The organism is Candidatus Chromulinivoraceae bacterium (genome assembly GCA_035478595.1).
Classification (GTDB): Bacteria; Patescibacteriota; Saccharimonadia; order Saccharimonadales; family Saccharimonadaceae; genus CAMLKC01.
The window spans coordinates 1-11,472 of the sequence record DATIJL010000006.1; the positions used below are offsets into that span (position 1 = coordinate 1).

9 protein-coding genes are annotated in these 11,472 nt (G+C 46.3%); 5 read left to right on the forward strand and 4 right to left on the reverse strand.

What is annotated here, in order from left to right; genetic code table 11:
- Positions 1–239 precede the first annotated feature (239 nt).
- Complete coding sequence (locus VLG36_01545) at positions 240–761, forward strand: hypothetical protein (protein ID HSW77465.1); 522 nt, start codon at positions 240–242, stop codon at positions 759–761.
- A 666-nt stretch (positions 762–1,427) separates the two neighbouring features.
- On the forward strand, positions 1,428–1,931 hold the full coding sequence (locus tag VLG36_01550) for a hypothetical protein (protein ID HSW77466.1): 504 nt from the start codon (positions 1,428–1,430) through the stop codon (positions 1,929–1,931).
- 103 nt (positions 1,932–2,034) lie between these two features.
- On the opposite strand, the gene VLG36_01555 is transcribed toward VLG36_01550, so the two are convergent.
- The 3 genes from VLG36_01555 to VLG36_01565 form a co-directional block, all read right to left on the reverse strand.
- Positions 2,035–2,589 carry an NUDIX domain-containing protein gene (locus VLG36_01555; GenBank protein HSW77467.1) on the reverse strand — a complete coding sequence of 185 codons (555 nt, stop codon included), beginning with the start codon at positions 2,587–2,589 and terminating at the stop codon, positions 2,035–2,037.
- Between the two features lie 49 nt (positions 2,590–2,638).
- Positions 2,639–3,385 (reverse strand): rRNA adenine dimethyltransferase family protein, encoded by a 747-nt coding sequence (locus VLG36_01560; protein ID HSW77468.1) that lies wholly within the window; start codon positions 3,383–3,385, stop codon positions 2,639–2,641.
- 500 nt (positions 3,386–3,885) lie between these two features.
- Positions 3,886–4,755, reverse strand: coding sequence for an N-acetylmuramoyl-L-alanine amidase (locus VLG36_01565; GenBank protein HSW77469.1), 870 nt, complete (start codon positions 4,753–4,755; stop codon positions 3,886–3,888).
- Between the two features lie 80 nt (positions 4,756–4,835).
- Between VLG36_01565 and VLG36_01570 the strand changes: the two genes are divergently transcribed.
- The 3 genes from VLG36_01570 (at position 4,836) to VLG36_01580 (ending at position 10,352) form a co-directional block, all read left to right on the forward strand.
- Positions 4,836–6,674 (forward strand): heavy metal translocating P-type ATPase, encoded by a 1,839-nt coding sequence (locus VLG36_01570; protein ID HSW77470.1) that lies wholly within the window; start codon positions 4,836–4,838, stop codon positions 6,672–6,674.
- Between the two features lie 64 nt (positions 6,675–6,738).
- The gene (locus VLG36_01575) at positions 6,739–7,875 is read left to right on the forward strand and encodes a quinone-dependent dihydroorotate dehydrogenase (protein HSW77471.1); all 1,137 of its coding nucleotides are present in this window, start codon (positions 6,739–6,741) and stop codon (positions 7,873–7,875) included.
- Positions 7,876–8,036: 161 nt separating this feature from the next.
- Complete coding sequence (locus tag VLG36_01580) at positions 8,037–10,352, forward strand: ATP cone domain-containing protein (GenBank protein HSW77472.1); 2,316 nt, start codon at positions 8,037–8,039, stop codon at positions 10,350–10,352.
- 465 nt (positions 10,353–10,817) lie between these two features.
- Here the strand turns inward: VLG36_01580 and VLG36_01585 are convergent, their stop codons facing one another.
- On the reverse strand, positions 10,818–11,138 hold the full coding sequence (locus VLG36_01585; GenBank protein HSW77473.1) for a hypothetical protein: 321 nt from the start codon (positions 11,136–11,138) through the stop codon (positions 10,818–10,820).
- Between the last annotated feature and the right edge of the window lie 334 nt (positions 11,139–11,472).

Genomic DNA, 11,472 nt, shown 5'->3' on the forward strand with positions numbered 1-11,472 from the left:
TCGCAATCTTTGCTGCGAGCTAGGGGTGTTTGCAATGATTTGCATAATAAAATATCTTTGTGTTATTTGGTGACTATCCCCTTATAGCAAGTACACCCCAAGAAGCCTTAACTATTTACTTGTTGTAAAGGTATAGTTACCCGAAAAAACTATTGACTATATAATACATATATGCTATTATATTCTTAATCTCAAGAGCCAGGAGAGTCCTGGTTCTTACGATGAGAGGAGTGACCGCCATGGCGGCACGTAAGAGCAACCACCAGCCGAAGCTGTCGGACCCCATGCTCGTGGATAGCGATCTCAGATGGGCGCTGATCCGCGGTGCGCGGGCGGAACTCGCGAAGCAGGGTCTGACCACGCGGCAGTACGCCGGTGCTCAGCTGATGCTCGCCCAGTTCCAGAGCGACAGATTCATCGTCTGGTCCAAGCGCCTGAACCGCGCGTGGGCAAAGACTGTGGAGCAGTGCAAGAGCGACAGCCCCTTGCCCAAGGTGGCCGGGAGCCTGGACCACCAGGACCGCAGCACGGGAGCAACCGGCGCCTATCTGGCGCGCGCGGCGCTCTCAACTGTCCGCGCTCGGCTCCGCAACGACTTGTCCGTGGAGGCGTTGAAGCTGGCGATCGCCGGCCACACGCTGGACGAGAAGGGCAACCTCCACCCCGACACGCTCAAGGCTCTCGGCCTCGGCGACAAGGGCCGGAACATCAAGGAGGCGCGGGCTCGCGCTGCCTACGCGATCAACATCGCAACCATCTGAACCACCGCCTGGTGAACGTACCACGATTTATGTGGTGCGCCCACCAGGCGCTTCACATTTTAATTCAAATCACGTGATGTAAATATGATGCTGTTAGCTTTCATGAAGCTAACAGCATTTTTTATTGCATCATACAAATGCTTGCTGTGTCTCTATTTTTTATATTTAATTGAACACATAAGCAGGTCCTAGTTTACTAAGAGACGTCTCAGTCTTTTTTATGATTTTTGCTACAATATGGTTACGCACGAATTATACGAGCCTACTGAAAAAGAAACGAAAGAATAGATGACCACTGAGGATCTTGAGGCTCTGGTTATTTCATTTGGCCGATATTTAGATGAAAGGGAAGATGAACTGTATGTTCCCAGCAACAATCTTGCCAATATTGCTCAAATAGAACAATAGGAGTTGGGATGTTTTTGAGATCAGCTCTTGCAAGATCACGAGCGTTTTGGTCGTGTTTTTGTCACTAAAAATGGATCACAATATTTCGTAACGACTAAGGGGATAAGTTCACGCTTTAAACAGCACGAAGATGGTGCATTGACTAACTCCAACCAGTTCACAAATTTCTTATATCACCCAGTCTCGCTGGACACATAAGACCAATCAGAAATGAAAATATGATAGGTCGAGTGTTCGAAAAAGAGGTATCATGTAGTTATGACAGGCTTTACTCAAAAATATACAATCGTCCAACTTCTTGAACCCGTAGCTGAAGGTACAATATATAAACCTGCGGATTGGCCTCTTCATGTAACGCTTACCGATATCTTCGCTATCGACTGGGACGAAGAAATCCTGCTACAAAACTGTATTCAGGAATCTCAAAAACTACAAACCGTTTCTACAACCGCAGCAGAAGATGTATGGTTCGGCGATGAAAAGAACGTACAGGTAACGCTCCTTGAGAAAAATGAAGCCATTACCAAACTCCATCTTGAACTCGTAAGTTTTTTAGAAAAAGGCAATGTACGATTTAATGTACCTGAATTTGTAGGAAACGACTTTAAGCCGCATGTCACTGTTCAAAAGGACAAGCGTCTCCATAAAGGCGACGGGGTAATCATTAATACTTTGACTGTTATTGATATGTTCCCGGATGGTGATCCGTACCTTCGCAAGATACTAAAAACCATTCCAATTGCTACGTCTGAGCATAAGTAGTAATTCATGCCTTCAAAAAAACAGTCACTTCGCGACAAAGATCAGATACTTATTGCTGAACTTAAGACAAAAAACGAGGCTGCAGGACGTTTTTCCTACAGCCTTAATTCTTTACCTCGTACTTAATTGCTGCGATAAGTGTTTCAAAATAAAGTTGACCTTGAGGAACGAGGTTATGCGTCTCAGCACCTTTTACCATGTGTTCAAAATCATCAAGCGAACGCCAATCAAACGATTCAGCTTCACCATCATCGTGAGTGATTTTCTCATTACCGGTAAGTTGGTATAAATAAACGTGCACGATGTCGTTAGGATTAACCGCAACGATCCTAGTGGAGTGAACATAGTGTAGCTCGTCAGCTTTAAGTGTAAGACCCATTTCTTCTTTTGTCTCACGTAACGCAGCCTCAAGTGGCGCCTCGCCCATATTGATGTGGCCGCCCGCAGAAATGTGATACCATCCAGGACGCGTGCTTTTAGTCAGAGACCGTTTTTGGAGAAGAATAGCGATATCATCACCGTCTTTTTTCCAGAACCACACATGCGCATTCGCGACAATGCGTGTTTTATCACGACGTAAATTTTCCGGCGTATCGCCCACACCTGGAATAGGCGTTCCGTTATCATTATAAAGTTGCCAAATTTCATCTGTATGCATATGCGGTATTATGCCATACATGAGACATGCGGCGATAGATTAGCAGAGACTATTTTTTACGATCCTGTTCCATCGACCAAAGATTAAACAATGTAACCCATTCGATCAGCTTCATTTGAGAAGGTCTAATATCAGACGCAAGACCAGCAGCCTGACGCGGTGTTTTGACAAATATCTTCGGGTCTGAAAAACAACCCTTTATAAATTCACGATAAGCGGGCATCTTTTCTTTAGGAATAAGTGACTGCTCACGGCGCACCATTTCAAGTAGCACAGTATCTACGTTGGGGTGTGGCCAAAAGTCAGTTCGCTGCAAACGTTTACGAATACGAACAGCGAAATCCGGACCTATCATCATACCAAGCTGTCCAGTAAAGTGGTCAGAATCAGGAAGCAGTTTATTCGCAAACTGTTTTTGAACCACGAGGTAAACTGCTTCTGGCTGGTTATCTGCCTCGGCAATTTTATGAACAATTGGTGAGCTAAGATGGAAAGGAATATTTGCAAAAATCTTATAAGCATCTTGAGGTAGTGGCATCTTTAAAAAATCACCCTGATAAACCTTCACGTTTGAATAGCGTTCCATGTTAGCTCGTAGGGTTGCGACTATGCGTGGCTCAAACTCGACCGCCACCACCGCTCGAGCACGCTCGGCAAGCACCGATGATATAACACCGCTTCCCGCACCAATATCATATACAAGATCCTTTTTGGAGATCGAAGAGTGTCCGACGAGCTCTTTAATAAGCCGTGGACTACGTAGAAAATTTTGAGAATAATTGTCGAGTCGTTTCATAAAGCAATCGTTATTATACTATAACTACCAGATATCCGTCTGTTGAGAGACTTCCTCTGCCGACCCGGTTGGCGAGAAGGCAGAGGAATATGGTACACGGAAGGATCAGCCAGTAGGCTTGCCCAGTTCACATCCGCCCTTGAAGAAGCAGGCAGCTGGACGGGGGCACCCACCGCAAGCGATGAACAACCTCGTCACCTCCGGGGTGTATTCGGGCGCGGTCATGTCATGGAATTCATTCGACCCGAGGGTCGAAATCAGCTCGTTGATCTCGCAGGTAACCATAGACAAATTTTATCATAGGAGAATATCACCCCCAATTCGGTCAAAATGTGGTATGATTGCATAAATAGTAAAAGATTGGATTAAAACGCATGGCTAAGCATAAGAACTGGCATGGGGCATCCCGCAAGCGCCTTTTGAAGAAAAAACTCAAATCGCTGAAGAAAAAGCTCACCCGCTCATAATAAATAAAGACAGGCTCGTTCTGTCTTTATTTATTATGTGTCACTGCGTTCAATAACTTGTGGATTCGTATTAATGGCCGGCTGTGAAGACTTCGGTTTAGTGAAGTAGTTCACAATGCCCGTCGTAATACCAGCCGCTTCATCTGAGAGCCGTGTAGAATTTGCCGCTGTTAGCTGCGCATATTCATTATCACTTGTAATAAAAAATCCTTCGCTTAATGCTGCAGGCATAGTGGACTCCGACAAAACACCATCATCAAATTGAGCAATGTTATCGTTGGTTGTTTGCAATTTAGATGAGACGCTATCGAGGATACTTGATGCCAATGCTTGATCTTGGTCCTTATAGAATAGAGCTGTTGAATAATCCACCGTGCTGTCCGAATAATCGTTATGGTGAATAGAGGCCATAATAGTTGCGTGCTGATTATTGCAGTAGGTGTACCTATCACTATTAGAAAGTGTCTCATCGTTGGTCGTACGCGTCATATACACTTTGTAACCTGCAGTCTGGAGCGACTGTTCAACCTGCTGAGCGACTTGGAGATTAATATCGCGCTCTGTAATGCCGCCGTCACTACTTGTTGCACCCGGATCATCGCCACCGTGGCCAGGATCTAGACAGATCGTCTGCGGTTTGGTGGGTAGCGCAGCGACTGCGGCCGCTTGAGCGGAATGAAGATTAAATCCGTGCGATATAAGACCATAGCAAGTATAGGTCAGATAGAGAGCACCGACTAAAACGAGGAAGCGAAAAATCAAACGAAAGCTGCTTTTCTCTTCTTGAGCAGGATGTGAACCTTGTGAAACAGGCGTAAAGCTCGAATATCTACCAGATACAAAAGGAGCAGTCTGTCTGCCTCGGATAACTGCGTCGTCATCTGAATTAAACGGTAATTTCATAGAGATAGGTAGAAGTGTAAACTATAATAATAAGTTTTTGCTTAGAACAGATTACGCGTATAATTAAAGCCATAAGTATTATGAATGACTTACAGCGTTTTATTAAGAGCTATCCTTTAGTATCACTCGTACTTGTCTGTATATTGATAAGTGCCGTATTCGAAACGGTTAACTTTCATAGCGGCGCAGTAGCTCTTCTTAGTTTCTTTTCACTCGTCGTCGCCATAAAACTTGGCTATGAGATGATCATGACCCTGCGCGAAGGCCGATACGGCATTGATATCCTCGCCGTCACTGCCATTATAAGCACCATCGCCGTCGGCGAGCAGTGGGCGGCTATCATTATTGTTTTGATGCTCACTGGTGGCGAAGCTCTTGAAGATTACGCAGCTAACAGAGCCAAGCGAGAGCTAAACGATCTTTTGGAGCGTGCGCCTCAAACAGCCCATAAAATCGTAGGTAATTCGGTTGAAACGATCCCGCTTATACAGGTAAGAATAGGCGATCATCTATTAGTAAAGCCCGGCGAGGTTGTTCCAGTAGACGCCACGCTCGAAAGTCCAGCAGCCGAGCTAGACGAATCATCGCTAACTGGTGAAAGTTTACCCGTAACCTACAAAAAAGGTGAGCAGCTTCTTAGTGGATCTATAAATGGCAGCGGAAGTATTACTATTAAGGTGTTAAAAACCGCCGAAGACAGCCAGTACCAACAGATTATTAAGTTAGTTAAATCCGCCACTAGCGTACCGGCGCCATTCGTCCGACTAGCCGACCGTTACGCCGTACCATTTACACTTATCTCATTCGCTATTGCTGGAGTCGCATGGACACTCTCTGGCAACCCACTTCGATTCGCCGAGGTATTGGTCGTCGCCACTCCATGTCCGCTTCTCCTTGCTGCACCTATTGCACTTATTTCTGGCATGAGCCGGGCAGCAAAGAACGGAATCATCATTAAAAACGGTGCCATTCTGGAACGACTGGCAGATACACGAGTTGTTGCATTCGACAAAACCGGTACGCTAACGCATGGTGAACCAGACATACAAAAAATCTACGCAGCGAATGGATTTAAGGAGAGTGAGGTATTAGCCTACGCAGCAAGCGCCGAACAACAATCCGTTCACGTTTTGGCCCAAGCATTGATTACCGAAACAAAGAAACAACATATTACTATTCACTCGCCGACGAATGTCAGTGAAGTCATTGCCCAAGGGATTACGGCGACAGTGCAAGGTAAAAAAGTCCTCGTCGGGAAATTCGCATTCTTAAAGCATGAGGACATAAAAATACACGAAACGGCGCTCAAGTCTGGTGAAACTGCTGTATACGTAGCAGTAGATGGAAAATTTGCAGGAGCAATAACATTCAGTGATCGTGTTCGACCCGAAAGTAAACAAGCTATACGTGAGCTTGCGGCTATGCACATTACAAAAACTCTCATGTTAACAGGCGACTCACAGGGAACAGCCAGTCGCATTGCAAAAGAGGTTGGCATCACTGATATTCACGCAGAGTGTCTTCCGATAGATAAAGTTAATGTCGTACGAAACCTTTCAACTCGCCCCGTGATGATGGTAGGGGATGGCGTTAATGATGCGCCTGTTCTGGCCGTGGCGGATGTCGGTATGGCAATGGGCGCAAGGGGATCAACGGCAGCTAGTGAAACGGCAGACGTTGTCGTGCTCGTTGATGATATTCAAAAAAGCGCTCAGGCTATTCAGATCGCTAAGAGAACAATTAGCATTGCTCTGCAGAGTATATGGGTGGGCATCGCTATTAGTATAATCTTGATGTTGATCGCTTCTACTGGATTCATTCCAGCTATTGTGGGGGCTGTGTTACAAGAAGTTGTTGATGTGATCGTTATTTTCAACGCGCTCAGGGCTCATGGTCCATGGCAACTGCAGCGTCACTAGCCAATGCGCGGATGTGATCTACGTCATAGGTATAAAATTGCTAACAGAGGTAAGGTGAGATTATATGATCTCATCTTTAAGTACCAGTACTGAACGTTTATATCAACATGTCGGCAAGCCAATTTTCTTTAAGCTGCCGCCGGATAGAGTCCACGATACAATCCTATCACTCGGCAAACTCACGCAGCGTAGCACGATGCTTCGTAAACTCATCCGTAAGAGCTGGGCTTACCATAATCCAGAGGCGCTTAAACAAACAATTCATGGTATTACGTTCCAAAACCCCGTCGGTCTCTCAGCCGGATTCGATAAAAACTTTGCATTGCCACCACTTATGCACGCCATTGGTTTTGGGTTTATGGAAGGTGGTTCCATTACATTTCATCAATGCGACGGCAATCCACGGCCGTGGTTTTACCGACTGCCTCATACTAAATCACTAGTCGTCCACGCCGGGCTTGCTAATGACGGCGTAGAGGCAATTACGCACCGACTACAAAACTATGACGGCCGCCAACTGCGTGATTTTCCCCTCAATATATCAGTAGCAAAAACAAACTCACCTCAAACTTGTACTGACGATGAGGCAGTAGCCGATTATATTGGAAGTCTACATTACCTGCGTCGAGCCCGAGTAGGTGACATGATTACACTTAATATTTCATGTCCTAATACTTACGGAGGCGAACCCTTTACGACACCAGAGCGCCTTGAAAAGCTACTCACTGCAGTCGATAGACTTCATCTCGTCACACCGCTATTTATAAAGATGCCCAGCCACTTACCGTGGCAAGAATACAATAGACTACTCCGCGTTATAGCACGTCACTGTGTTGATGGTGTGACGATTGGAAATTTAGCGAAAAATCGTGCCAAGGTAAGTGCCAAGGACGTGCTGCCCGATACCATACACGGTGGCCTCAGCGGCAAACCAACACAAAAAGATACAAACGAATTAATCCGCAAAACATATCTTACCTATGGAAAGCGTTTTATCATCATTGGCGTCGGTGGCATTTTTACAGCTAAGGATGCGTATGAAAAAATTAAACTTGGCGCTAATTTAGTCGAGCTAATCACAGGAATGATTTTCGAAGGTCCACAACTAATAGGTCAGATTAATCACGACTTCGTGACTCTCTTAGAACAGGATGGCTACACCCACATCAGTCAAGCAATTGGTACGGGTGCCTACTGGTAGAACGCTAGATATAGCGGTTGTAGACTTTGTTACACCAATACATGTGATGTAGGTCACAGGCCAACAGATCGCTCTTTTCCTATACTACAAAGTACTGCTTGTGAGGGCATGCTCCAAAAAAAGAGGAGCAAAGAATAATACAAATAGGGGAGATAAAACCAATGGTAAAAGCTACCGCCGAATTAGAGACCGGCAAAAAGCGTACCGTAAGTAACACTGTGCGCACCTACACTAAGTACTTGCCACAGACACAAAAACGCGATGGACGTATCGTATCGTTTGAATTCGACAAAATAGTTGAAGCGATAAGCAGGGCGCTCATTGAGACAGGCGAAGGCAGTGAAGACGAGGCTACTGTTGTCGCACATAAAGTCGCTGGCGAGATGTTGCTAATTGCTAAAAAATATAAAGATTTCATACCAAATGTTGAATCTATTCAGGATGAAGTCGAACGTCAACTTATGCTCACTGATTACACAGCTACGGCAAAGGCATTTATTTTGTACCGCGAAGAGCACGCCAAAAAGCGTCAGCAAGAGCTTATGATCTCTCAAGAGATTCGCGATAAGATCGCCGAGAGCAGTAAATACTTTAAGTCATCCTACCAAGAGTTCATTTTTTATCAGTTTTACGCACGCTGGCGTGATGAATATGGCCGCCGCGAGACCTGGAGTGAGGCGATTGATCGCTTTATGGGCTACATGCGCAAAAAACTCGGCTCGTCACTGACTGATGAAGAATACGCAGAGGTACGTGAAGCCATATTAAAACAAGATATCTGTCCTTCTATGCGACTACTATGGTCGGCAGGGGACGCTTGTGAAGCTAGTAATGTATGTGCCTATAACTGTGCTTACATTGCGCCAGTCTCATGGGAAGATCTTTCAGAGATTATGTATGTCTCTATGTGCGGTGCCGGCTGCGGTTTTACGGTAGAACCAGAAAATGTAGAAAAATTTCCACAAATCCAAAAACAGACTGGTAAGAAAAAGCCAGCAATTCTTGTTGAGGACAGTAAGGAAGGCTGGTGCGACGCATTCGTGCTTGCATGTCGCGCTTGGGCCTCTGGCTATGACGTTGACATTGACTATTCAATGGTTCGTCCCGCTGGATCACGCCTCATAACCATGGGTGGTCGTTCATCCGGGCCAGCTCCTCTCCGCGACCTCATGAACTTTACTCGCAGTAAAATGCTAGGTCGACAGGGTCGCCGTCTTACAACACTCGACCTGCACGATATTATTTGTCAAATTGGACTCATCGTCGTTGCCGGAGGTGTTCGTCGTTCCGCTCTTATCTCACTTTCCGCATTGGATGATAACGCCATGCGCGACTCTAAGAAAGGTGCGTTCTGGCAGACAGAAGGCCAGCGTTCGATGGCAAATAACTCAGCCGTATACGAAACTAAGCCGACCGCTGGCGAGTTTCTAGAGGAATGGACAGCCCTCGTTACTTCAGGTAGTGGTGAGCGCGGTATATTTAACCGCGACGGCCTTGAACAGCAAGTTCCTAAACGTCGTTGGGAAAAGTTAAAAGAACAGTCGCAAGTGGGCGTAAACCCATGTGGCGAAATTTATCTACGCTCACGCCAATTTTGTAACCTTACTTCAATTGTCGTGCGTCCTGAGGACGATATAGAAAATCTCAAACGCAAAATGCGGCTCGCCGCTATTGTAGGAACCTACCAGGCAACACTGACTGACTTTGGTTATCTTAACCAGGCATGGCACGACAACTGCGAAGAAGAGCAGCTGCTTGGTATTTCTATTACCGGCTACTACGATAACAAGATTGTCCGTGACGATAAAAACCTAGAGACTCTGCGCGAAGAAGCGATTAAAGCCAATCGAACCTACGCAAAGCGTCTTGGTAAAAGTCCTTCAACAGCCATTACCTGTGTAAAACCTCACGGCAACTCAGGCCAGCTCCTTGGTGTCGGGTCGGGAATGCATCCATGGTTCGCTAAATACTATATCCGCCGTGTCCGCATTAGCGTCAACGACCCATTACTCAAATTAGCTCAGGAGCAAGGCGTTCCAGTGTTTCCTGAAGTTGGATATTCAACTTCAACCACAACAACAATGGTGTTGGAGTTCCCAGTCAAGGCACCTGATCAAGCTATTGTCGCCAAGGATGTGTCGGCACTTGAAATGCTCCATGAATGGAAACGCCTGAAAGAACATTTTACCGAGCACAATCCATCGGTCACTATTTATGCAAGTGACGATGAGTGGCTTAGTATTGCCAACTTCGTATATCAAAACTGGGATATCGTCGGAGGCCTATCATTCTTGCCTCGCAACGACCACATATACCAATTGGCTCCCTACGAAGAAATTACCAAAGAGGAATACGAAAAACGCGCCAAGGCACTTGGCATCATCGACTTTTCCCACCTCGTTATCTACGAGCAACAGGACCAAACCAACGGAGCAAAAGAGCTCGGCTGCGCAGGCGGAGTCTGCGAACAGCAGTAGACGCGGCGAACACCATCTAAAAGATTGGCAGTAAGTCAACCGCTCAAGGGGGAGGACCCTCACCACATCCTGGAGAGATGTCGGTGAGGGCGCTGTAACAACTCGGTAGCACCGAGTTGTTAGACAGTTACCCGGCAGCCCGCAAGGTTGTTCCTACAAGCCGAGTAACGATACGCATGCTACCGTGTGAGCCATAGCGTAAAGCAGGGCCAAAATCCAGTTCTGACACTTCTGCAATTATGACAACGCGTATTAGTTGCCCAATTGACTGCGCCACAATTGGTACATACCAAGGTTTGCTCCAGCTGTTGCATAGTACATCCCTTTCGGAAATGGTGTCGGGTCTGACCATACTAGTTTACCACCTCAAAAACCACCGATAGTGCACTAACTGAAAAGTAAAGGAAATACATTTACTACTCAGTTAGCGAGGACAGAGAGAAACCTGTACGCTCGCCGGAGCTGTTAGCTCCTCTTTCTCCTCAGATCCGGCGGAAGAGAGCCGCCATAGAGAGATTCGAGTGTGACTGAACTGAAATCGAGTGATACCGGCGCTTGCAGCTCCTCCTCGCAGTCACGACGGAATTTCGCCATTGTGACTTCGTGGTGTGTGCGCATGGCTGCCATTTCTATCTCGTGGATTCGATTCTCTTCTTCGATCAGTTCGTTGATCAGTCGACGGTGTCGCACAGTTGCCTTGATGATCTTCCGCACGCCGCTACGCGGGTTGTGGAGGACGTCTTCGCACTGAGCGATCTGGCTCTTCAGCTCATCGACTCGAGTCATGAGTTTCTCCCTGTCCTAGTGAACACGTACCTCCGTTCGGCGTACAATGTTCTTATATATTTTAACATTTATATCATTATATGTCAATTTGCCTGCAAACTAAATATATCCGGCTCCCATACATCTTGGACACTTCGTCATATACTTTCTAATCTAGAAAGGAGTGAAAGTGAGAACAAGAACAATGACCGGAAAACAACTCCAAGTGTATGGGGCTCGTATTCGACTGGCCTGGTTTTCGAGCTGCCGAGGAACTCGGCAGCGTGAGCGCTGCCTGTAAACACTACGGGATTGCCAGGAGTGAGTATTACTACTGGCATAGCCGGTGGGTAGC

What these genes read in the sequence shown, in the direction of transcription:
- VLG36_01545 (HSW77465.1), top strand. Translation starts at nt 240, where the DNA reads ATGGCGGCACGTAAGAGCAACCACCAGCCGAAGCTGTCGGACCCCATG.
- VLG36_01550 (HSW77466.1), top strand. Translation starts at nt 1,428, where the DNA reads ATGACAGGCTTTACTCAAAAATATACAATCGTCCAACTTCTTGAACCC.
- VLG36_01555 (HSW77467.1), bottom strand. Translation starts at nt 2,589, where the DNA reads ATGCATACAGATGAAATTTGGCAACTTTATAATGATAACGGAACGCCT.
- VLG36_01560 (HSW77468.1), bottom strand. Translation starts at nt 3,385, where the DNA reads ATGAAACGACTCGACAATTATTCTCAAAATTTTCTACGTAGTCCACGG.
- VLG36_01565 (HSW77469.1), bottom strand. Translation starts at nt 4,755, where the DNA reads ATGAAATTACCGTTTAATTCAGATGACGACGCAGTTATCCGAGGCAGA.
- VLG36_01570 (HSW77470.1), top strand. Translation starts at nt 4,836, where the DNA reads ATGAATGACTTACAGCGTTTTATTAAGAGCTATCCTTTAGTATCACTC.
- VLG36_01575 (HSW77471.1), top strand. Translation starts at nt 6,739, where the DNA reads ATGATCTCATCTTTAAGTACCAGTACTGAACGTTTATATCAACATGTC.
- VLG36_01580 (HSW77472.1), top strand. Translation starts at nt 8,037, where the DNA reads ATGGTAAAAGCTACCGCCGAATTAGAGACCGGCAAAAAGCGTACCGTA.
- VLG36_01585 (HSW77473.1), bottom strand. Translation starts at nt 11,138, where the DNA reads ATGACTCGAGTCGATGAGCTGAAGAGCCAGATCGCTCAGTGCGAAGAC.